At 66.5% G+C, this 21105-nt stretch carries 20 protein-coding genes; 13 read left to right on the forward strand and 7 right to left on the reverse strand.

From position 1 onward, the window contains the following. Positions 1–19 precede the first annotated feature (19 nt). The 4 genes from LG367_RS12100 (at position 20) to LG367_RS12115 (ending at position 4315) form a co-directional block, all read left to right on the forward strand. Positions 20–1579, forward strand: a complete 1560-nt coding sequence (locus LG367_RS12100) for a DUF6798 domain-containing protein (protein ID WP_226469504.1) — start codon at positions 20–22, stop codon at positions 1577–1579. Next, a complete protein-coding gene (locus LG367_RS12105) occupies positions 1576–2382 on the forward strand; it encodes a glycosyltransferase family 2 protein (RefSeq protein WP_226469505.1) in 807 nt (268 codons plus the stop codon). Before LG367_RS12100 ends, LG367_RS12105 begins: the two co-directional genes overlap by 4 nt. A 176-nt stretch (positions 2383–2558) precedes the next feature. Beyond that, on the forward strand, positions 2559–3470 hold the full coding sequence (locus tag LG367_RS12110) for a glycosyltransferase family 2 protein (protein ID WP_226469506.1): 912 nt from the start codon (positions 2559–2561) through the stop codon (positions 3468–3470). Next, positions 3467–4315 carry a glycosyltransferase family 2 protein gene (locus tag LG367_RS12115; RefSeq protein ID WP_226469507.1) on the forward strand — a complete coding sequence of 283 codons (849 nt, stop codon included), beginning with the start codon at positions 3467–3469 and terminating at the stop codon, positions 4313–4315. Before LG367_RS12110 ends, LG367_RS12115 begins: the two co-directional genes overlap by 4 nt. Here LG367_RS12115 and LG367_RS12120 read toward each other — a convergent pair. The 5 genes from LG367_RS12120 to def form a co-directional block, all read right to left on the reverse strand. Further along, positions 4300–5292 (reverse strand): glycosyltransferase, encoded by a 993-nt coding sequence (locus LG367_RS12120; protein WP_226469508.1) that lies wholly within the window; start codon positions 5290–5292, stop codon positions 4300–4302. The two genes, LG367_RS12115 and LG367_RS12120, sit on opposite strands and share 16 nt — an antisense overlap. Before the next feature lie 74 nt (positions 5293–5366). Beyond that, positions 5367–7085: an ArnT family glycosyltransferase gene (locus tag LG367_RS12125; protein ID WP_226469509.1), complete on the reverse strand. Its 1719-nt coding sequence runs from the start codon at positions 7083–7085 to the stop codon at positions 5367–5369. An 81-nt stretch (positions 7086–7166) separates the two neighbouring features. Beyond that, on the reverse strand, positions 7167–8480 hold the full coding sequence (gene rsmB, locus LG367_RS12130; protein WP_226469510.1) for a 16S rRNA (cytosine(967)-C(5))-methyltransferase RsmB: 1314 nt from the start codon (positions 8478–8480) through the stop codon (positions 7167–7169). Then, positions 8477–9400, reverse strand: coding sequence for a methionyl-tRNA formyltransferase (fmt, locus tag LG367_RS12135; RefSeq protein ID WP_226469511.1), 924 nt, complete (start codon positions 9398–9400; stop codon positions 8477–8479). The genes rsmB and fmt overlap by 4 nt, the downstream gene beginning before the upstream one ends. Before the next feature lie 163 nt (positions 9401–9563). Then, a complete protein-coding gene (gene def / locus LG367_RS12140) occupies positions 9564–10085 on the reverse strand; it encodes a peptide deformylase (RefSeq protein ID WP_226469512.1) in 522 nt (173 codons plus the stop codon). A 136-nt stretch (positions 10086–10221) separates the two neighbouring features. Between def and LG367_RS12145 the strand changes: the two genes are divergently transcribed. The 9 genes from LG367_RS12145 to LG367_RS12185 all read left to right on the forward strand — a co-directional run bounded on the left by LG367_RS12145 (position 10222) and on the right by LG367_RS12185 (position 19414). Then, positions 10222–11400, forward strand: coding sequence for a LysM peptidoglycan-binding domain-containing protein (locus tag LG367_RS12145; protein ID WP_226469513.1), 1179 nt, complete (start codon positions 10222–10224; stop codon positions 11398–11400). An 85-nt stretch (positions 11401–11485) separates the two neighbouring features. Further along, positions 11486–12679, forward strand: a complete 1194-nt coding sequence (gene dprA, locus LG367_RS12150) for a DNA-processing protein DprA (protein ID WP_226469514.1) — start codon at positions 11486–11488, stop codon at positions 12677–12679. After that, complete coding sequence (locus LG367_RS12155) at positions 12676–13149, forward strand: DUF494 family protein (protein ID WP_226469515.1); 474 nt, start codon at positions 12676–12678, stop codon at positions 13147–13149. Before dprA ends, LG367_RS12155 begins: the two co-directional genes overlap by 4 nt. Positions 13150–13308: 159 nt before the next feature. Continuing rightward, complete coding sequence (locus LG367_RS12160; RefSeq protein WP_226469516.1) at positions 13309–13827, forward strand: pilin; 519 nt, start codon at positions 13309–13311, stop codon at positions 13825–13827. Positions 13828–13900: 73 nt separating this feature from the next. Next, positions 13901–14425: a pilin gene (locus LG367_RS12165; protein WP_226469517.1), complete on the forward strand. Its 525-nt coding sequence runs from the start codon at positions 13901–13903 to the stop codon at positions 14423–14425. Between the two features lie 52 nt (positions 14426–14477). Further along, positions 14478–15362: an RDD family protein gene (locus LG367_RS12170; protein WP_226469518.1), complete on the forward strand. Its 885-nt coding sequence runs from the start codon at positions 14478–14480 to the stop codon at positions 15360–15362. A 207-nt stretch (positions 15363–15569) separates the two neighbouring features. Then, complete coding sequence (locus LG367_RS12175; protein ID WP_226469519.1) at positions 15570–18071, forward strand: DNA topoisomerase I; 2502 nt, start codon at positions 15570–15572, stop codon at positions 18069–18071. Between the two features lie 66 nt (positions 18072–18137). After that, the gene (tsaC, locus tag LG367_RS12180) at positions 18138–18701 is read left to right on the forward strand and encodes an L-threonylcarbamoyladenylate synthase type 1 TsaC (protein ID WP_226469520.1); all 564 of its coding nucleotides are present in this window, start codon (positions 18138–18140) and stop codon (positions 18699–18701) included. Between the two features lie 89 nt (positions 18702–18790). Then, the gene (locus LG367_RS12185; protein WP_226469521.1) at positions 18791–19414 is read left to right on the forward strand and encodes a DUF1579 domain-containing protein; all 624 of its coding nucleotides are present in this window, start codon (positions 18791–18793) and stop codon (positions 19412–19414) included. 71 nt (positions 19415–19485) lie between these two features. Here LG367_RS12185 and LG367_RS12190 read toward each other — a convergent pair whose 3' ends face one another. Further along, positions 19486–20364, reverse strand: a complete 879-nt coding sequence (locus tag LG367_RS12190) for a PhzF family phenazine biosynthesis protein (protein WP_226469522.1) — start codon at positions 20362–20364, stop codon at positions 19486–19488. Between the two features lie 271 nt (positions 20365–20635). Continuing rightward, positions 20636–20944 (reverse strand): hypothetical protein, encoded by a 309-nt coding sequence (locus LG367_RS12195; RefSeq protein ID WP_226469523.1) that lies wholly within the window; start codon positions 20942–20944, stop codon positions 20636–20638. Positions 20945–21105 lie beyond the last annotated feature (161 nt).

Below are 21105 nucleotides of genomic sequence, written 5' to 3' on the forward strand. Positions count from 1 at the left end.
GGTCTTCGAGTTCCGTCCGATGTCCCGTCCCGCACATGTCCCGAACTGGTTGCTGGCCGTGGCCTGCGTGCTCGCCTGCGCGCTGTTGGCGATCGCGCTCGATCACGGCGTCCAGGTCGGCCGCGAGAACCACGCCGGCCTGATCCCGGTGGTGCGGCGCCTGCTCGATCCGGCCTACCTGCCGGGCGATTTCGGCATCGAGATCCGCGCCCATCACCATCGCATCTTCGCGCTGATGGTCGCGGGACTGACACATCCATTCGGCGAGACCGGTGCGTTCGTCTCGCTCACGTTCGCCGGCTACGCGTTGATCTTCGCCGCGCTGTGGTGCCTCGGCGGCACATTGTCGCTGCCGCGCGGACGGCGCCTGCTGCTGGCGGTGGCGCTGGCGACGGGCTTCGCCTTCCTCGACCACGGCGTGGAGGCCAACCGATTCCTCGGCAACGGCCCGATCATGCCGCCGACCTTCGCGCATGCCTTCATCGTTTTCGCCATCGCGGCGCTGGCGCGCGGCCGCTGGAATCTCGCCTTCGCGCTGTCGGGCGCGGTGGCGCTGGTACATCTGCAGATCGGCGGCATCTGGTTGCTGGCGATGGCGATCGAAGCGACACGGCAAGGCATCTGGCGACGGCCGGCCACCTGGCTGCCGGGATTGATCGCGGCGCTGGTGATCGCGTCGCCCGCGCTGTTCGACCTGATCGCGCTGGCGCGACAGGGCCTGACACAGCAGATGGGCGCGATGCAGGACGTCGCCTTCCGCATGCCGCAGCATTTCCAGTTCCACGGCAATCGTGTCGCCGCGGTGCTGCTCTATCTCGGATTGTTCGCGTGGCTGTGGTGGCGCTGGCGTCGCGATCACGACGAGCGTGCGGCGTTATTCACGCCGCTGCTGTCGATGGCGGTCATCCTGATGGCCTTCACCCTGCTGCACTACGCCGATTACTACCTGCTGAAGACTGGCTGGATCGCGCGCATCCAGCTGCTGCGGCTGAGCGTGTTCGTGCCGGTGCTGGCCGCGTTCGCACTGCTGGCGATCCGATTGCCGCCCGCGAACAAGCGCGAGATCTGGCCGTGGGTGGTCGCGGCGGTGTTCGCGCTCGCCGCGATGGGATCGGATCTCGGCAAGGGACAGCCGCCGTCGCTGGGCGTGGTCGATGCCTCGCGCGCCGAGCGCAACTGGGCGCGGCTGTGCGACTGGCTGCGCGCGCAGGGACCGCGCGTGCTGTACGCCTCGCCGCCGGGACACACCGGCTTCACCGCGTGCAGCGACCGCTCGACCCTGGTGGAATTCAAGATCAATCCCGATGGCGGCGCCGGACGCGCGGAGTGGTTGCAGCGCCTGCGCGCGGTGGCGGGCGGTGATCTGCCCGCCAGTTCGAGCCGCGCCGGCGTCGCCGAAGCACTCGATGTCGCCTATGCACGATTGCCCACGACCGGCTTCGCCGCGCTCGCACGCGATTACGGCGTGGGTGCCGCCGTCGTTCCGATTGGAAGCCCGTTGCAAGGCCGTGAGCTGTACCGTAACGACGGTTATCGCGTCATCGCACTGGATACGCCGTCGCAGGACGCGACGCCATGAACGCATCCGCCCGTCCGCCGATTTCTGCCTGCCGGCTTTCGGCATGCGTGATCGCCTTCAACGAGGAGGATCGCATCGGCGACTGCCTTGCCTCGCTGGCGTTCTGCGACGAAATCGTGGTGGTGGATTCGGGTTCGACCGATCGCACACGCGAGATCTGCGAACAGGCCGGCGCGCGCGTGCTGCAACGCGCCTTCGATGGCTTCCGCAGCCAGAAACAATTCGCCATCGACCAGGCCACGCACGACTGGGTGCTGTGCCTGGACGCCGACGAGCGCATCAGCGATGCCCTGCGAGCCGCCATCCAGGACGCGCAATCGCGCGGCTTCGCGGATGCCGCCGGCTATCGCTTCGCGCGCCTGTCCGAATACTTCGGCAAGTTCCTGCGCCACGGCAACGCCTATCCCGACCGTGTGCTGCGCCTGTTCGACCGCCGTCGCGGCGGCTGGCGCGGCAAGCGCGAGATCCACGAAACCGCCAGCGTCGACGGCGACGTGCGTACCCTGCCCGGCGATCTCATCCACCACCCCTATCGCTCCTTCGAACAACTGCTGCACAAGACCGAACGCTACGCCCGCATGATGGCCGAGCACGAATTCGCCCGTGGCAAGCGCGCCTCCCTGGCCAAGCTGATTCTTTCGCCCGCATGGCGCTTCTGGCGCGGTTACGTGTTCCGCGGTGGTTTTCTGGACGGCTGGCACGGTTTGGTCTACGCCTACGTGCGCGCCAACTACGTGCGCCAGAAAACCATCATGCTGTGGCTATTGCAGCACGGCCGGCCGTTGCAGACGCCAGGCGACTGAACCGACGCTTCGCGGGGCTCGCCATCGCCGCTGCGATCCCCGACAATGCCGCGGAACCGATCCCGATGCCTAGGCAGCCCCCGGCCCATCGCGCGCATGAACCGAACCCTCGCCACTGGTGATGCCGACGCGCTCCGATCGCATTTCCCTCATTCGTTCGCGAAGCGGCAGGCGCCATGAGCACCTCGTTCGCGGTCGTCATCGCCAATCACAACTATCGCGAGTTCATCGCCGAGGCCGTCGATAGCGCGCTCGCGCAGACGCGCGCGCCCAGGCAGGTGATCGTGGTCGACGACGGCTCGACCGACGGCTCGGCGGAACTGCTGCAACAGCGCTATGGCGGAGATGCGCGCGTTCGGCTGCTGCGCGTCGCCAACGGCGGCCAGCTGTCGGCATCGCGCCAGGGCGTCGCGCTCGCGGATGCCGATGTGGTCTGCTTCCTCGATTCCGACGACCGCTGGGATGCGAACTACCTCGAGCAGATCGGCGCGATCTACGACAGCCGCAAGGATGTCGATTTCGTCTTCAGCGACATGCGGATGTTCGGCGCGAAGTCGGACCGCATCAGCTTCGCCGATCGCCCGGTCGATCTGGCCTACACCGTGCTCAGTACCTACCTGCTGCACACCTGGTACGGCGCACCGACCTCGGCGCTGAGCCTGCGCACGCGCTGGGCGCGGCAGGTGCTCGATCTGCCCGACGACAAGCTCAAGGCCTGGCGCCTGGCGACCGACAACTGCGTGGTGTTCGGCGCCAGCATCCTCGGCGCACGCAAATATTTTCTGCCGACCGGCGCCGTGCACTACCGCATCCACGGCGGCAACGACTGGTGGAGTGATCAGGGCAAGCATCGCGATTTCATCAATACGTTGCGTTCGCGTGCCCTGATCCAGTTCTACGCGCAGAGTTGCGGCGTCAGCGAACGCTTGCTGGACATGGCTCGGCACGAATACCTGCTCAAACCCGATCCGCCGAAAGAAGAAACCGAACGCTACGCGCGGCTTCTGGCCATGCGCGAGGGCTCATGGTGGACGCGCTGGCGTCGTTCGCGCTCTCTCTTGAAGCAAGCCGACAAGGAAGCGTCATGAGCGTCAGCGCCAAGAACATCAGTGTCATCCTGCTCACCTACAACTGGCCCGAGGCATTGGGGCTGGCATTGGATGCGCTGACGCGGCAGACGCTGTTGCCGCTCGAAGTCATCGTCGCCGACGACGGCTCGGCCGAACCGACGCGCGCGCTGGTCGAATCGCGCATGGCCGATTTTCCGGTGCCGCTGCGCCACGTCTGGCACGAGGATCGCGGCTTCCGCGCCGGCGCCGCCCGCAATCGCGGCATGGCGGCCAGTCGCGGCGACTACCTGGTGCTGCTCGATGGCGACATGGTGGTGCATCCGCAGTTCCTGGCCGATCACGCGGAATTCGCCGCGCCCGGCTGCTTCCTCGCCGGCGGACGCCTGCGCGCCAGCATGCGCGAGACCGCGCGGCTGCTGGCCGGTGGCCGCCCGCGCTTCGACATGCTGATGGATGGCATCTTCGATGCGCCGCACGATTTCCGTCGCTATCACGCCTTGCGCTGGAACACGCTGGCGGAGCGCAAGGCGCGCCGTCCGGGACGCGTGATGAGTTGCAACATGAGCTTCTGGCGCAGCGACATACTGGCGGTGAACGGTTTCGACGAGCGCCTGGAAGGCTACGGCAGCGAGGACCTGGAACTGGCCGCGCGCCTGCGCAACGCCGGCGTGCGGCAGAAGCAGCTCAAGTTCACCGCGCTCGCGGTGCATCTGGATCACAAATCGCGCGCACCGATCGATCCGGATGACATGAGCATGCCGAACAACCGTTTCCTGCACGAGACCAAGAAACGCAAGCTGACGCGTTGCGATCGCGGGATCGATCAGTATCTCGACGAGGCGGGCGCTCAGTCCAGGGTCTGAAGCGCGGCGATCAGCCTGTTCGGAAAATCGCGGGCATTGTCCTCGAACCACGTCCGGGCATTCGCGCCAAGACGCGCGCGCTCCTCGTCGGGCATGGCGATGCAATGTTCGATCGCCTGCTCCATCGCGGACAGATCGAAGTCGTAGAGTGTCGCCAGCTCCTGCTTCCCGGCGGCGTGCGCCGACACCAGCACGCCGCGCTCGGCCGTCACCAGCTCGTTCATCGGCTCGGCGTCCGTGGTGATCGTGACGCCGCCGATGCTCAGGCTTTCCACCAGCGAATGCCCGTAGCCTTCCGTCTGCGACGGGCAGAGATGGAAGAGGCTGGCGTTCTGCAGCTGCCGCAGCGGCGCGTCTTCGAGATAGTCGCGGATCATGCGCACGTTGGCGGGCAGCGGCGGCAGTTCGACGCGCTTGCGGCGCCAGACCACGGTCAGCAGCGGCCATTCCGGATGTCGCGCCCACAGCTCGAGCAGCGGCAGCGTGCCCTTGTTGCCGCTGCGGCCGGGACCGTGGAAAAACGTGGCTTCGCGCACCACGCTGGCATCGCGGCAATCGGCGGCGGTGAAGCCGACGTAGCGCGTGCGACAGCCGAGTTCGCCGAAGATGCGCTCGGCATGGCGGGTCTTGGCCAGCACCAGATCGAAATCGCGCAGATGTCCAAGCCATTCGGCGCGCAGCCATTCCGGATTCGGCAGCAGAATATTGCGCCGCGCCTGTCCGAACATGTCCGCACGCACATGCTCGATCATCAGATTGATGTCGTAGCCCGCATTGAGCTGACCGGCGAACCAGCCGCGCCACATCCGCTGCAGGCGGGCACGCGCGCGTCGCAGGCGGTTGCCCAGGCGGCTGCGATGTCCCAGCCCGGTCACCGTCACCCTGTAATCGGCATTACTGAAGATGTCGGCCAACAGTTGCAGATCGCGGCTGAGGCCGGCGCCGTTGTCACGGGCGATCAGGTTGAGGCTCTTCATCGCGGCTGACTTCATCGCGGCAGATAGTAGCCGACGGATGACAACCGCAGGCGACTAGCGACGCGAGCGCCGGCTCAATCCTCGTCCCGCTCCTCCACCTGGCCCTGCGACTCGACGCGGGTCAGCTCGCATCCCGGAATCCACGCCGCCTGCGTCACCAGCCACCAGCGCCGCCGATTCGACATGCCGGCGAATTCGGCGCGCTTGCGATCCACGCAATGCGTCAGCGCCGGTTCCTGCACCAGCAGATAGCGCGATTCCGGTTTCTGCGCCAGCCAGGTGATGCCCTGTTCGAGCTGTTCGCCCCAAGGCATCTTGAAGCCGAAATTCGTGGCGGGGCGATCGGCCATCAGCAGGTTCTGTTCCTTCCAGGCCACCAGGCCAAGCTCGGCGCGCGGACCGATGCGCTGACCGACTGACTGCATCAAACCGCGCGCGGAGGAGGAATCGTTGAGCAACGGCTGCACGAACAATCCCACCACCACCCACAGGCCGGCCAGCGTCGACACCAAGGCGATCACCGGACGCCGACGTCCGAACCACAGCAGACAGAGGAAACCCCACACACCGATCGGCAGCAACGTCGCCGCCAGTCCGCGCGCGCCGTCGGTGAAACCGCGGTCGACCGTCAGCCTCTCCTCGAAAGACGGATGGCCGAACCACATCGCCAGTGCCAGCCCTGTGATCACCACGGCCAGCAGCGCCGTGCATGCGAGCGCCAGGCGTCGCGGCCACGGACGCCGCAGGATGCCGGCCAGCAGCGGCGCCAACGCCAGGCACAGCATCGGCAGCGCCGGCAGGATGTACATGTCGCGCTTGCCGGTGGGGAAGGAGAAGAACACCAGCACCAGCAGCCACCACGCCAGCGGCAGCAGATAGCGCGCATCGCGCCGGCGCAAACGCCGCAGCCACGGTTTCACCGCCCACGGCACGACGAGGATGGTCGGCAGCCACGCCGTGATCATCACGGTCAGGAAATACCAGGGTGGATGCGCATGATCCCAGGAGGCGCCGTAACGCTTTGCGGTCTGCTTGAACAGGATGTCGTCGAGATAGGCCTGGTACTCGGGCGATGCCTGGCCGAGCGCGGCGATCAGCATCGGCACCAGCCACACGCACGCCGCGGCGACGAACGCGAGCGGACCAAGCCAGAACTTCGCGCGACCCGCGTGCACGCGCACGTCCGGCCATCCGCGCAGCGAGGCGATGCCGGCCGGGATCAGCATCAGCAGTGCGATGAAGCCCACGCCCTTGGTGATCGTGCCAAGACCCGCGGCCGCCCAGCCCAGCGCCCACATCCGCCAGTCCGGCCCGCCACCGCGTGCGAGCACGTGACGCAACAGCCCGTAGTTGGCCAGCGTGATCCAGAACACCACCAGCGGATCGATCTGCGCCTTCTTCGACTGATAGGTGAACTGGAACGCGAACAGCAGCGCATACGCAGCGTAGAGCCCGACGCGCGGCGTCCACAGACGGCGGCCGAGGTCGTACACGCACCACAGCGTGCCGAGCGAAGCCAGCAGCGGCGGCAGCAGGAAGGCGATGCGCAGATTGCCGGTGAGGCTGTAGAACAGCGCCTGCAGCCACATGAACAACGGCGGCTTGTCCGAATACAGTTCGATGCCGCGATGCGGGAACAGCCAGTTCCCGCTTTCCACCATCTGCTTGGCCGCCAGGGCGAAGCGCGGCTCGTCGGCGGGCCAGGGATCGCGCAGGCCGAGGCCTGCGCCGAGCACGACCAGGGCGATCAGGGCCAGGATCCAGAATTCGCGATGACTGCGTGTCTTGAGCATGGCGCGAGATGATAACGATGCGACTTGTCGGAAAATCGTTTTGATCTGTCCTGGTCGCTCTCCCGCCAGCGGGAGAAGGACTCAGGAATGTTTGCGCAAACGGGCGTAGAAGAACCCGTCACCACCGCCCTCGCCGGTCAGGCGCTGCCGGCCCGCGCCGGAGGCCCGGCCGAAGCGCTCGCCCAGCGATTCGGGCACCGCGTCGGGCGTGCGCGCCAGGAAGGCGTCGATCTGTGCGGCATTCTCGGCCTTGAGGATCGAGCAGGTCGTGTAGATCAGCGCGCCGCCGGGGCGAAGCACCCGCCAGCCCGCGTCGAGCAGACGGGCCTGCAATCCGCACAGGGCCTCGATGTCGGAAGCGCGCCGATGCAGCAGCACATCGGGTTGTCGCCGCACGATGCCGGTGGCCGAGCAGGGTGCATCCAGCAGGACCGCGTCGAACGGTTCGCCATCCCACCAGGCGCCGGGCTCGGTCGCATCGGTGGCGCGCAGGATCGCATTCGCGCCGACGCCCAGGCGCGCGAACGCATCGCGGACGCGGTCGAGGCGTTTCGCATCGATGTCGAGACCGGTCACGGACAACGTGGCGTCGCGTTCCAGCAGATGCGCCGCCTTGCCGCCGGGCGCGACGCAGGCATCGAGCACACGCTTTCCAAAGGCCGGCGCCCGCGCCTCCAGTTGCAATGCGTCGGCGACGGTCTGCGCGGCGATGTCCTGCACCGACACGTCGCCTTCGGAGAATCCGGGCAGCGCGGTCACCGCGATGCTGGCATCGAGACGAATGGCCTCGGAAACTCCCTCAACGGTCTCACAAGCGATACCCGCTTCGGCAAGACGCTGCAGATAAGCCTCGCGCGTGCCGCGCTGGCGGTTCACGCGCAACCACAGCGGCGCCGGTTCCATGCCGGCCTTGAAGATCGCCTCCGCGTCTTCCGGCCAGTCCGCGCGGATGCGTTCACGCAGCCAGACGGGCCAATGCGCATCGGCGGGTAATACGGGCAAGCCTTCGCGCTGCGCGCGTCGCAGCAGTGCATTGACCAGCCCCGCCTGATGCGCGCGTCCGAGCGCGCGCGCCGCATCCACCGTCGCCGACAGCACGGCATGCGGCGGCAACGCCAGCGCGTCGAGCTGCGCGAAGCCCGCATACAGCAGCATCCGCAACTCGTCGTCGCGCTTGCCGAGCGGCTTCTGCATCCATGCCGACAGTGCGGCGTCGTAGCGCGCGCGGTCGCGCGTCACCGCGAAACAGATCGCCTCGACCAACGCGCGATCACGCGGATCGGACAAGGTGGGCAATGTCCGCGCGAATTCCGCTTTCAGCGAACGGCCGCGACGCAACACCGCATCGAGCACCCGCACCGCGGCGACGCGCGGTTCGACACCCGCGGCCGTCACGAGGCCGCCGCGAGATCGCGCCGCGCGTTGAGGTAATCGGCGGCGGTGATGATCTTGCCGCCCTCGCGCTGCAGCGTGCGGAGACGCAACGCGCCCTCGGCGCAGGCGATGTCGAGGCCTTCGCGACCGGCCGCGAGCACGCTGCCCGGTGCGCGGCCATGCGCGAGCGGCAATGCGATCGCGGCGTGGATACGCAGGCGCTCGCCGGCGATCTCCGCTTCGGCCACCGGCCACGGCTGGAACGCGCGCACCTTGTTGGCGAGCGTCGTCGCCGGTAGCGACCAATCGAGCTTGGCTTCGGATTTCTCCAGCTTGTGCGCGTAGGTCACGCCGACTTCCGGCTGCGGACGCGGCACCGGCCGGATGCCGGCGCGCAGCAGGCCGAGGCCGTCGGCGAGCACCTGCGCGCCGAGTTCGGCGAGACGATCGTGCAGCTGCCCGGCGGTGTCCTGCTCGCCGATGGCCAGCGATTGCGAGAGCAGCACCGGTCCGGTGTCGAGGCCGGCCTCCATCTGCATCAGGCACACGCCGGTCTCGCGATCGCCGGCTTCGATGGCGCGCTGGATCGGCGCCGCACCGCGCCAGCGCGGCAGCAGCGAGGCGTGCACGTTCCAGCAGCCGAAACGCGGAATCTCGAGAATCTTGCGCGGCAGGATCAGGCCGTAGGCCACCACCACCATCAGATCGGGTTGCAGGGCCTTGAGCGCATCGCGCGAGACCTGCGATTTCAGCGTTTCCGGCTGCAGCACGGTGATGCCGCGCTCCAGCGCCGCCAGCTTGACCGGCGAAGGCGTCAGCGCGCGGCCGCGTCCCGCGGGACGATCGGGCTGCGTGTAGACCGCCACCACTTCCTGCCGCGACGCGGCGGCGCGCAGCGAGGGAACGGCGAAATCGGGGGTGCCGGCGAAGACGATGCGCATGAGTCGGGAAAGAGAAACGGGAGAGAAATGGAAAAAACGTACCGCTATCGCTCGTCATTCCCGCGAAGGCGGGAATCCATGGACGTCCGCTCCGGTGCGACGACGCTGACAGCAAAGTCCATGGACTCCCGCCTTCGCGGGAATGACGAGCGAAAAAACCGCGCTAACCTTCAGCAGCCTGCTTCTGCAGCTTTTCGTATTTCTTCAACGCCCGCTCGCGCTTCAGCGGCGAGAGGTGATCGATGAACAGGCGTCCGTCGAGATGATCCACCTCGTGCTGGACGCAGGTCGCAAGCAGATCGTCCACTTCCAGCACGAACAGCTTGCCGTGACGGTCCAGCGCCTCGACCTCGATGCCGTCGGCGCGCGTGACGTCGGCATAGATGCCGGGAATCGACAGACAACCCTCCTGGTGCACGCGCAGCTGTTCGGTGCGCTTGCGGATCACGGGGTTGATGAAAACGAGCGGGCTGTCACGTCCTTCGCTGACATCGATCACCATGAAGCGCTCGTGCACGTCGACCTGCGTGGCGGCCAGGCCGATGCCGGGCGCCTGATACATGGTCTCGAACATGTCATCGAGCAATTTCTGGAATTGCGGTTCTTGGATGCGCGCGGCATCGATGCCGGCGGCGTGATTGCGCAGGCGCGGATGCGGAAATTCGAGGATCGGGAGCAAGGACATGGCGGGAAAAGGGTGGCGATGGTCACAACAGAGGACCTATTCTGCAATTGTAACGCTGCAAGGGTTGCCTCGAGCTGACCACTGTCGGCTATAGTTGACCAGGCTAGACAGGGGAAATTCCAAGGGGAGCGGTTAGATGGCTGGCAAGTTTGTAAGCCTTTCTCAGAGGCTGCGTACCGTATTCACCGTCGCATTGCTGACGGTCGCGACCTACGCCACCGCACAGACGCTGCGCGAGGGTCACCCGGATACCTATGTCGTCAAGCGCGGCGACACGCTGTGGGACATCGCGGGCCGGTTCCTGCAACGCCCGTGGCTGTGGCCGGAAATCTGGCAGGCCAATCCGCAGATCCGCAATCCGCACCTGATCTATCCGGGCGACGTGATCAGCCTGGCCTATCTGGATCGCGTGCAGCAGGCACAGGTCCAGCCTGGCCCGCGCGCCGAGCCCGAGCCGATCAATGCGATCCCGCTGGCGGACGTGGAGAAGTTCCTCAAGGACCTGCGCGTGGTCGACAAGTTCGACGACCTGCCCTACGTCGTCGGCCTGGAGGAAGACCACCTGCGCACCACGCAGGGCCGCGTGGCCTACATCCGCAAGCTCACGGCCCAGCCCGGCGACCGCTTCCTGGTGGTGCGCCCGACCGTGCGCTACCGCGAGATCAAGCGCCGCGGCCTGTGCTGCGACCGCATGCAGACCGCCGATCTCGATTTCCGCGGCCGCCGCACGCCTGATTTCGGCACCTACTGGTCGAACGTGGTGTTCCCGGACAAGGGCAAGGAACTGCTGGGCTACGAGTTGCAGCGCGTGAACGCCGGCACCGTCACCCGCGGCGAAGGCTCCGGCATCCAGGCCAGCACGCTGCTGCTGGATGAGAGCAACCGCGAGGTGCGCATCGGCGATCGCCTGATCCCGGTCGACGCGCAGCAATACGACCTGCAGTTCTTCCCGCATCCGCCCAAGCAGGACACCAAGTACGGCAAGGCGCGCGTGCTGGCGGTGGCCGACAGCCTGCAAAACGCCGGCCCGCGCGACGTGATCGCGATTTCCGTCGGCAGCCGCGAAGGCGTGGACAACGGCACCGTGTTCTCGATGTGGCGCGAAGGCAGCCAGACCGTGGACCGCGTCGAGAAGGGCGCCGATCGCGACCCCGACACCGTGTTCTTCGAGAACAAGGTGCGCCTGCCGGACGAGTTCGCCGGCCACGTCATCGTCTTCCGCACCTTCGAGAAGATGAGCTACGGCCTGGTGATGGACAGCGTGAAGCCGACCAAGGTCGGTTACCACCTCAAGCATCCCGACGCGACGCTCTGATCGCGACGGCGAACGGAAAAACCTGACGCAACATCGCGGCGGCGCCCTCGGGGCGCCGTCGTCGTTTCGGCCTACGCTATGGCGCATGAGCGAGACGAATCCCGAAGCGCTGCTGCGACTGCTGACCACGGGCGGCGCCAGCCAGCCGCGCCGGCAATTGCTGGAGACCCACGACACGCCACACGCGGCCCTTGAAGCGGGGCCGCGAGCCTGGCGCAGCGCGGGGCTGGACGAAGCGCAGATCCGCGCCCTCGACACCCCGCCGCCGGAAGCCGTCGCCGAGCACCGGCGCGCGCTGGACTGGCTGTCCGGTCCGAGCCACCACCTGATCGGCTGGCACGACCCCGACTATCCCGCGCTGCTGCGCCGCATCACCAACCCACCGCTGGCCCTGTTCGTGGCCGGCGATCCCGGCCTGCTCTGGCACCCGATGGTCGCCGTGGTCGGCAGCCGTTCACCTTCGGCCGGGGGGCGCGACAACGCCTACGACTTCTCGCGTGCCCTGGCCACGTCCGGATTGGGCATCGCCAGCGGCCTCGCCGCCGGCATCGACACCGCCGCGCACGAGGCGGCCCTGGACGCGAACGCGATCACCGTCGCCGTGCTCGGCAGCGGCATCGACGTGCCGTACCCGCGCGAAAACACCGCACTGCATGCCCGGATCGCCGCCGCCGGCGCGGTGATCAGCGAGCATGCGCCGGGCACCGCGGCGCGACGCGAGCATTTCCCGAGCCGCAACCGCATCATCGCCGGGCTGGCGCTGGGGACGCTTGTGGTCGAGGCGGCCGAGCGCTCAGGCGCCCTGATCACCGCCCGGCTGACCACCGAGGCCGGCCGCGACGTCTTCGCTGTGCCCGGCTCGATCCACAATCCGATGGCGCGCGGCTGCCACCGCCTGATCCGGGACGGCGCCGGCCTGGTGGAAAGCGCCAGCGAGGTGATCACCGCCATCGCCCCCCTGGCCGTGGAGCTGGGCGAGGCCTTGCGCGGGCGCCTGTCGGCCCCCATGACAAGGGCCGGGAATGACCAGAAAACGACCATCTCCAGCCCAGCCGCCGACCCGCGGCTCGATGACCCCGACTACAACCGCTTGTGGGAGGCCCTCGGCCACGACCCAACCGGTATGGATCGGCTGGTCGAGCGCACTGGATTGACGGCCGCCGAATTGTCTTCCATGCTGCTGCTCATGGAGCTGGAAGGTCGTGTGATTGCCAAGCACGGTCGCTATTCCCGAAAGTCTTGTCACGACGCGTCTACGGACGCAGGCCGGGGGAAATGAAAGAGAGCATCCTGGACGTCCTGCTCTACCTGTTCGAGCACTACTTCACCGAAGACGCGGACCTCGTCCGCGACCGCGACTCCCTCCAGAACGGCCTGCTCCAGGCCGGTTTCAGCCCCGCCGAGATCAACAAGGCCTTCGACTGGCTCGATGCCTTGGCCGAACAGCGGCCGAGCGCCGCGCATCCGCGCGCCGGCGGCCCGACCCGTGTCTTCTTCGGCCCGGAGCTCGACAAGCTCGACGTCGAATGCCGCGGCTTCCTGCTGTTCCTGGAACAGCACGGCATCCTCAATGCCGACCAGCGCGAGTTGGTGCTCGATCGCGCCATGGCGCTGGATCAGGACGAACTCGATCTCGACGACCTGAAATGGGTCGTGCTGATGGTGCTGTTCAACCAGCCGGGCATGGAAGCGGCCTACGCCTGGATGGAAACGCAGATCTTCGCCGACGAACCCGAGCCGGTGCACTGAACCCGCGAGGCGGCCACGCCGCCGCCTCGCCAGCAACTCTTTGAATCATCGTCCCACGTCGACTCTCCAGTCGGCGCGCTTGGGACGTGTGTCGATTTTTTCGAATCCCCCGCGCGGCAGAATCGCGGTTTGCTGTTTCGCCAGGACGAAGGGGACGTCATGGACCAGACCGCACAGCCCAGCGCGGGCGACATCGGGACGCCGGCCTCGGCACCGCCGCAGGTGCCGTCGAGCACGCAGCGCAGCCTCGCCTCCATGATCGAACTGAGCCTGTTCGTCATCGCGGAACTGCTGGTCGTCGCCGTGCTGGTGGTGCTCGGCTATCGCACCTATCACGACTACAAGGTCCGCGCCGACGTGCAGGACCTGCTGACGCACGCGCAGGCGCTACAGCCGGCCGTCGACGCAGCGACGGCGCGCAACGCCGGACGCTGCCTGCGCGACGAAACGCTCACCCGGCAGCTGCGCGAGGTGCGTTACGACCCGACGCGGGCCACCCTTGCCGCCGGCGAATTCGCGGGTGGCCGTTGCGGCATCCTGCTGGTGCTGCACGGCGACGATTCGCTGGAAGGCAAGCAGATTCTGTGGGAGCGCGTCGCCACCGTCGACAGCGTGCAATGGCGCTGCGATTCCGATCTCGCCAACCGCTTCCTGCCGCCGGTGTGCCAATCGCAATGAGCCGGCGCATGCCGGCACTTGAAGTCGCGGCCGAACTCCGGTCCACTGCGCGCTTCGACGGCAGGGGGCCGCCATGAATCAACGCATCGAACCAAGCTTCGGCGGCGCCGCGCCGCCGCCGTTGCCGCCACGTCCGCAATCCCAGCTTCCACCGCCCAAGCGCGGCATGTCCGGCTGCATGATCGTGCTGATCGTCTGCGCCGCGCTTGCGGTGCCGCTGATCGGCATCCTCGCGGCGATCGCGATTCCGCAATATCAGCGCTACGTGGATCGCTCGAAAGCATTGCAGGCATCGATGATCGCGCAGTCGCTGCGGACCGAGGTCGAGGATCTGTACGCAAGCGATGGGAACTGCCCCAGCGATGGCGACATCGATCTGCAGGCACGCGGCGTGCAACCGAATCCCGTCATCGCCTCCATCACCTTCGGCGAATCCGGAGAAGGCCGCTGCAGCGTCGAGCTGGTCCTGCAGGGACAGGCCAAGCTCAACGGCAAGCGCATCGTCTGGGAGCGCGATCCGATCAACGATCCGGCCGAATGGCGCTGCACGTCCGATCTGGACGAACTTTATCGCCCCAACGGTTGCCGACCGCTGTGAACCCCCGCAAGATGACGCCGTCACGCCGCAACCGACAAGGAACACGACAAGGATGAGCACCTGGTACTACGCCGATGCCGGTCACCAACGCCAAGGCCCGGTCGATGCCGAGGAGCTCGCGCGCCTGCGCCGCGAAGGACGCATCCAGTGGAACACGCTGGTCTGGCGCGAAGGCCTGACGCAGTGGGAACCCCTCTCCAGCGTCATCAACGAATTGCCGGTACAGGACACGGCCAGCGCGCCCGCGACCACGCTCGATGCGGGCAGCGGCCGCGTCGTCGATTCCCCATACGCGCCGCCGGCCGCGCCGCTGCTGTACGAGAGCCCGGTGCACCAGGGCGGGGAAATCGTCTACGCCGGTTTCTGGAAGCGCTTCGCTGCCATCACGATCGATAGTGTCATCGTCGGCATCGCCGGCTATGCCATCCAGTTGCCCATCTTCTTTTCCCTGGGCATGTTCTCCGGGGGATTCGAGGACGAGACGCCCACCGCCGGGATGGTGCTGGCGCTGATCGTGGCCTACGTGGGGCCGATCCTGCTGCAGATGTTCTATTTCGCCTGGTTCCACTCCAGCGGCAAGCAGGCCACGCCGGGCAAGATGGCGGTGGGCATCAAGCTGGTCTCCGAGACGGGCGGCCGCATCTCCTTCGGCCGCGGCGTCGGACGCTTCTTCGCCGCCTGGATCAGCTACCTCATCCTGGGCATCGGCTACATCATGGCCGCCTTCACGGACCGCAAGCGCGCCCTGCACGACATGATCGTCGGCACCCTGGTGGTCGACCAGTGGGCCTACACCGAACGCCCGGACCTGCAACGCAAGGAACTGGGCGCGGTCACGATCGTGATCCTGGTCCTGTCCGCCCTGTTCTTCCTGGCCATCATCGGCTTCGTCGTGGTGATGATCGGGGCGCTCGCCAGCTCCGTGGGCAAGTTCTGACCGGCCTCCGGTACCTGAATGGCCCCGTGTCGGGGTGAGGGCTTGCTTGACACGGCCCACCCCGGCGTGATTCCACTATAAAAAGCGCGTCCCTGAACGGCACGTCCTGAACGCCCGAGGCCCCGGCCTCGGGCGTCGCCTTCTTGCCCCCTTGTCGGCGCGGCCTTCACGCCGTGCCCCTTTCAGAGTTGCTCCCCTCTCCCCCTCATGCCCAAGAACCTCCTCATCGTCGAGTCGCCCGCCAAGGCCAAGACGATCAACAAATACCTCGGCAAGGACTTCACCGTCCTGGCCTCCTACGGCCATGTCCGCGACCTGGTGCCGAAGGAGGGGGCGGTCGATCCCACGCGCGGCTTCGCCATGCGCTACGACCTGATCGAGAAGAACGAACGCCACGTCGAGGCCATCGCCAAGGCCGCCAAGGGGGCCGAGGGCATCTATCTCGCCACCGACCCGGACCGCGAGGGCGAGGCCATCAGCTGGCACATCGCCGAGATCCTCAAGGAACGCGGCCTGCTCAAGGACAAGACCTTGCAGCGCGTGGTGTTCACCGAGATCACCCCGCGCGCGATCCGAGAGGCGATGGCCGCGCCGCGCAGCATCTCCACCGATCTGGTCGATGCCCAGCAGGCCCGTCGCGCGCTGGACTACCTCGTCGGCTTCAACCTCTCGCCGGTGCTCTGGCGCAAGGTGCAGCGCGGCCTCTCGGCTGGACGCGTGCAATCGCCGGCGCTGCGCATGATCGTGGAGCGCGAGGAGGAAATCGAAGCCTTCATCGCCCGCGAGTACTGGAGCATCGAGGCCGAGTGCGCGCATCCGAGCCAGTCCTTCACCGCCAAGCTCACCAAGCTCGACGGCAAGAAGTTCGAACAGTTCACCATCACCGACGGCGACACCGCCGAGGATGCGCGCCGCCGCATCGTCTCGGCCGCGCAAGGTGCCTTGCACGTCACCGACGTCGCCAGCAAGGAACGCAAGCGCCGCCCGGCGCCGCCGTTCACCACCTCGACGCTGCAGCAGGAAGCCTCGCGCAAGCTCGGCTTCACCACCCGCAAGACCATGCAGGTGGCGCAGAAGCTCTATGAAGGCGTCAACGTGGGCGACGAGGGCACGGTCGGCCTGATCAGCTACATGCGTACCGACTCGGTGAGCCTGTCGGTCGAGGCGCTGGGCGAAATCCGCGATGTGATCGCCCGCGATTTCGGCACGCACGCATTGCCGGACAAACCGAATTTCTATCAGACCAAATCCAAGAACGCCCAGGAAGCGCACGAAGCGGTGCGCCCCACCTCGGCGCTGCGCACGCCGGCGCAAGTGTCGCGCTACCTGTCCGACGACGAGCGCAAGCTGTACGAATTGATCTGGAAGCGCGCCGTCGCCTGCCAGATGGTGCCGGCCACCTTGAACACCGTCAGCGTCGATCTCGCCGCCGGCTCCGAGCATAGCTTCCGCGCTTCCGGCACCACAGTCATCGATCCCGGCTTCCTTGCTGTGTACGAGGAAGGCAAGGACGCGAAGAACGCCGAGGACGAGGACGAAGGCCGCAAGCTGCCCAAGATGCAACCCGGCGACCGCGTGCCGCTGGACCGCATCCACGCCGATCAGCATTTCACGCAGCCGCCGCCGCGCTTCACCGAAGCGGCGCTGGTCAAGGCGCTGGAGGAATACGGCATCGGCCGGCCTTCGACCTACGCCTCGATCATCCAGACCCTGCTGTTCCGCAAGTACACCGAAATGGAAGGCCGCGCCTTCAAGCCGACCGATGTCGGCCGCGCCGTCTCCAACTTCCTCAGCGGCCACTTCACCCGCTACGTCGACTACGACTTCACCGCCAAGCTCGAGGACGAACTCGACGCGGTCTCGCGCGGCGAGGAAGAGTGGGTGCCGTTGATGGAGAAATTCTGGGGCCCGTTCAAGGAACTGGTCGACGACAAGATCGAAACCGTCGATCGCACCGAAGCCACCGGCGCGCGCGAACTCGGCACCGATCCCAAGTCCGGCAAGCCGGTCAGCGTGCGCCTGGGCCGCTACGGACCCTACGCGCAGATCGGCACCGCCGACGACGAAGACAAGCCGACCTTCGCCTCGCTGCGCCCCGGCCAGTCGATGCACACCATCACGCTGGAGGAATCCCTCGACCTGTTCCGCCTGCCGCGCAAGCTCGGCCAGGACGATGGGCACGAGGTCAGCGTCGGCATCGGCCGCTTCGGCCCGTTCGCGAAACGCGGCAGCACCTACGCCTCGCTCAAGAAAGAGGACGATCCGTACACGATCGATCTGGCCCGCGCCGTGTTCCTGATCAACGAGAAGGAAGAAATCGCGCGCAACCGCATCATCAAGGAATTCGAAGGCAGCGACATCCAGGTGCTCAACGGCCGCTTCGGCCCCTACATCAGCGACGGCAAGCTCAACGGCCGCATCCCCAAGGATCGCGAACCCGCCTCGCTGACGCTGGAGGAAGTGACCAAGCTGCTGGAAGAGACCGGCAAGCCGATGCGCGGCCGTTTCGGCAAGAAGGCGGCGGCGAAGAAGACAGCTGCACCCGCCAAGAAGGCCGCGACCAAGAAAACCGCCGCGACGAAGACGGCTCCGAAAAAAGCCGCGAAGAAGACCACGGCCAAGAAGGCCACGAAGAAAGTCGCCAAGAAAACGGCGAAGAAAACCGTGGCCAAGAAAGCAGCGGTCAAGGACGACGACGCCCCCTTCTGATGACAACGCATCGCGGCCCCGCGCAGGCAGGGCCGCGACCGCCACACGCGGATGCACATCACGCGGATGAACATCTCCCACTCCCTCACCGACATCGCCGCGCTGCTCAAGCGCGGCGGCGTGATCGCCTATCCCACCGAAGCAGTGTGGGGCCTGGGCTGCGATCCGTTCGATGAAGCCGCGGTGCTGCGCCTGCTGGCGATCAAGCAGCGCGAAATCGAGAAAGGTTTGATCCTGATCGCGGCCTCGGTCTCGCAACTCGAAGGCCTCGTCGACTGGAACGCCCTGCCGGACGAACGCCGCGACGCCGTCCTGCGCACCTGGCCCGGCCCGCACACCTGGATCGCGCCCGCCACCGCGCGCGTGCCGCGCTGGATCACCGGCGCGCACGCGGGCGTGGCCGTGCGCGTGAGCGCGCACCCGACCGTGATCGCGCTGTGCGACGCCTTCGGCGGCGCGCTCGTCTCCACCAGCGCCAATCCGGCCGGCGCGCCGCCACCGAAACGCCTGCAGGACTTCGACGCCGGATTGCGCGAAGCCGTCGACGCCATCCTCGACGGCGATGTCGGCGGCCTCGACCGCCCCACCCCGATCCGCGACGCCCGCAGCGGCGCCGAACTGCGCCTCTGACCCTTGCCGCGCCGCCGCATGCGCGCGGCCGGCAGCGGGACTAGCATTCCGCCCACGCCGGAAATCCCCGGTATCGGAGGGAGTCGATCATGCGTTCCTGGACCCGCACCTTGCTTTGCGGCGCGCTCGCCTGCGCCCTGCTGTCCCCCGCGTTCGCCGAAGACACCAAGCCACCCGCGGCCGCACCCGAGATGAGCGCCGAGCAGAAAGCGATGATGGACGCCTGGGACAAGGCGACCAAGCTCGGCCCGCAGCACAAGCAGCTGGCCGATCATTTCGTCGGCACCTGGACCACCAAGCAGACGGTCTGGATGGACCCGTCCGCGCCGCCCACCGTCGAAACCGGCAAGGGCGTCACCACCGCCGAACTCGGCGGCCGCCACATCCGCATGCTCTTCAAGAGCCAGTTCATGGGCCAGCCGTTCGAGGGCATCTCGCTGACCAGCTACGACAACGTCACCGGCAAATATGTCGGCAGCTGGGTCGACAGCATGGCCACCGGCCAATACATGTCCGAAGGCGACTTCGACCCCGCCACGAACACCTACACCTTCCAGAGCGACATGCACGACCCGATGAAGCCCGGTGAGAAGACGCACATCCGCCAGGTGATCCGCATCGTCGACAAGGATCACCACGTCATGGAGTGGCACGAGACGCATGATGGGAAGGAGCGGAAGAGTATGGAGATCGAGTACGCCCGCACCGAATAATGTGATGGCACACCCTTGCGTCAGGCCATGTAGAAATCGTTTGTTCGAGGCGCGGGAATTCCCATAAAGAATCAGCGAGGTGACGCCAAGACGCCGCGCATGACGATCAAGCCTGTTCCCGACAGTTCCGGATCAGGCGTCAGGCGAACGTTGAGGACGCTGCGCCGCCCCATTTTTACGCCTTGTTCGATGGCGAGCTTGGCATCGGGGAGCAGGTTCTCCCGCTGGAGATAGGCCGCGAGCGGGCCTGCCGCGGTGCCGGTGGCGGAATCCTCCCACAGGCCAACGGTAGGATTGAAGAAACGGGCGTAGGCCGTTTCGGGTGCTCGCGGATCGTGTGCGTAAAGATAGACGCCCTCGGCACCGGCTGTGCGCAGGATCTTCAACAACGCCTGGTGGTCGGGTGCAGCGCGATCGACCACGGCCGCATCGCGGGCGCGTACCAGCAGATGTGCGGCGCCCGTGTCTGCGGGGCGCGGGGCGGGCGTCGTCAGGATGTCTGCAATTTGCAAGCCGAGCGCTGTGGCTAGCGGCGCAACATCCGAAAGCGGCGGTAGCAGGCGTAGCGGCGCTTGCCGCATGCGGCCGTGGATGCGGCCCTCGATCCGCTCCAGCACGATCGGCAGCACATCCCCGCCAAGCTCTTGATGGAAGGTGCGCGGCGCCTCCAGCGCACCAAGCGCCCCTTGCTCGGCAAGCCAGAGCCAGGCCCCGAGCGCGTTATGCCCCGCACCGAAGACTTCCGCACCGGCCGCCGTGAACGACCGCAACCGCCAATCCGTGCGTGTGCTCTTCAGGAGAAAGGTGGTCTCGGCCTGGTTGAATTCGCCGGCGATCCGGCGCATTTGCGAATCCGAGAGCACGTCACCGCCCTCGACCACCGCCAGCGGATTCCCGCTGAACGGTGTCTGCGCGAATACGTCGACGAGGCCTGCGATCAATTCGGACATTCTCCACCCTGACGTTCAAATGACTGTTCGTCATCCTCACCAATCGCCCGCCTCGAATCCAACTCGAAATATTCAAGGCTGATGTGAGCACATCTCATCACCAGGCATTCCAATGCCCGCCGCCGCATTCAACGAACACTTGATGGGTCGGGTGATGGGTTTGCTTTTGGGCCTGGACTACATTGCCACACGCAACGCTTTGTGATGGAACGCAATCGCAAAGACAAAGCGTTTTGGAAGGCACCCATCCGGGGCGTGTGAGGTCACTTTTCTACGTAGCTTGAAGTCCACTGCAAAAGTCGAGCGGCGGCGAGGGCTCAGCGGAACGCTTGGCCAGCGAAGCGTCGTAGCTCTCCCGAATCAGCCGCCTGATGCGCTCTTGCGACGTTCGACTCATGTCGTACTGCTGTGCCGCGATGAAGAAATTCTCACCCAGCGCCTGCCGCACGAAACATGGACTGGTGCCTGTCTTCCTTGCGATGTCTTTGATGATCCACTGATCCGAAACGGAGAATGCCAAGGCATCGGCATGCATCGAGAGCATCGCCACGGCCAGCAAGAACGCAGCACCAGCTTTCATCGGACTTTCCTATCCGGCAGCACCGGCAAGTGAGGTGCGCCGAGAATAGGAATGCATGAATGCCCGGGAAGCGGGCTTGCGACGAAGCCGACCTGTTGCCGACGAAAAGACGGCTGGCGGGAGCGAATGACGAGTCGACCAGACAGAAATGGCGCCGGTTT

The organism is Luteimonas panaciterrae, from assembly GCF_020511115.1.
In the GTDB taxonomy this organism is placed as follows: Bacteria; Pseudomonadota; Gammaproteobacteria; order Xanthomonadales; family Xanthomonadaceae; genus Luteimonas; species Luteimonas panaciterrae.

Coding starts and splice junctions, on each gene's coding strand:
- LG367_RS12100 (WP_226469504.1), top strand. CDS start 20: ATGTCCCGTCCCGCACATGTCCCGAACTGGTTGCTGGCCGTGGCCTGC.
- LG367_RS12105 (WP_226469505.1), top strand. CDS start 1,576: ATGAACGCATCCGCCCGTCCGCCGATTTCTGCCTGCCGGCTTTCGGCA.
- LG367_RS12110 (WP_226469506.1), top strand. CDS start 2,559: ATGAGCACCTCGTTCGCGGTCGTCATCGCCAATCACAACTATCGCGAG.
- LG367_RS12115 (WP_226469507.1), top strand. CDS start 3,467: ATGAGCGTCAGCGCCAAGAACATCAGTGTCATCCTGCTCACCTACAAC.
- LG367_RS12120 (WP_226469508.1), bottom strand. CDS start 5,292: ATGAAGAGCCTCAACCTGATCGCCCGTGACAACGGCGCCGGCCTCAGC.
- LG367_RS12125 (WP_226469509.1), bottom strand. CDS start 7,085: ATGCTCAAGACACGCAGTCATCGCGAATTCTGGATCCTGGCCCTGATC.
- fmt (WP_226469511.1), bottom strand. CDS start 9,400: ATGCGCATCGTCTTCGCCGGCACCCCCGATTTCGCCGTTCCCTCGCTG.
- def (WP_226469512.1), bottom strand. CDS start 10,085: ATGTCCTTGCTCCCGATCCTCGAATTTCCGCATCCGCGCCTGCGCAAT.
- LG367_RS12145 (WP_226469513.1), top strand. CDS start 10,222: ATGGCTGGCAAGTTTGTAAGCCTTTCTCAGAGGCTGCGTACCGTATTC.
- dprA (WP_226469514.1), top strand. CDS start 11,486: ATGAGCGAGACGAATCCCGAAGCGCTGCTGCGACTGCTGACCACGGGC.
- LG367_RS12155 (WP_226469515.1), top strand. CDS start 12,676: ATGAAAGAGAGCATCCTGGACGTCCTGCTCTACCTGTTCGAGCACTAC.
- LG367_RS12160 (WP_226469516.1), top strand. CDS start 13,309: ATGGACCAGACCGCACAGCCCAGCGCGGGCGACATCGGGACGCCGGCC.
- LG367_RS12165 (WP_226469517.1), top strand. CDS start 13,901: ATGAATCAACGCATCGAACCAAGCTTCGGCGGCGCCGCGCCGCCGCCG.
- LG367_RS12170 (WP_226469518.1), top strand. CDS start 14,478: ATGAGCACCTGGTACTACGCCGATGCCGGTCACCAACGCCAAGGCCCG.
- LG367_RS12175 (WP_226469519.1), top strand. CDS start 15,570: ATGCCCAAGAACCTCCTCATCGTCGAGTCGCCCGCCAAGGCCAAGACG.
- tsaC (WP_226469520.1), top strand. CDS start 18,138: ATGAACATCTCCCACTCCCTCACCGACATCGCCGCGCTGCTCAAGCGC.
- LG367_RS12185 (WP_226469521.1), top strand. CDS start 18,791: ATGCGTTCCTGGACCCGCACCTTGCTTTGCGGCGCGCTCGCCTGCGCC.
- LG367_RS12190 (WP_226469522.1), bottom strand. CDS start 20,364: ATGTCCGAATTGATCGCAGGCCTCGTCGACGTATTCGCGCAGACACCG.
- LG367_RS12195 (WP_226469523.1), bottom strand. CDS start 20,944: ATGAAAGCTGGTGCTGCGTTCTTGCTGGCCGTGGCGATGCTCTCGATG.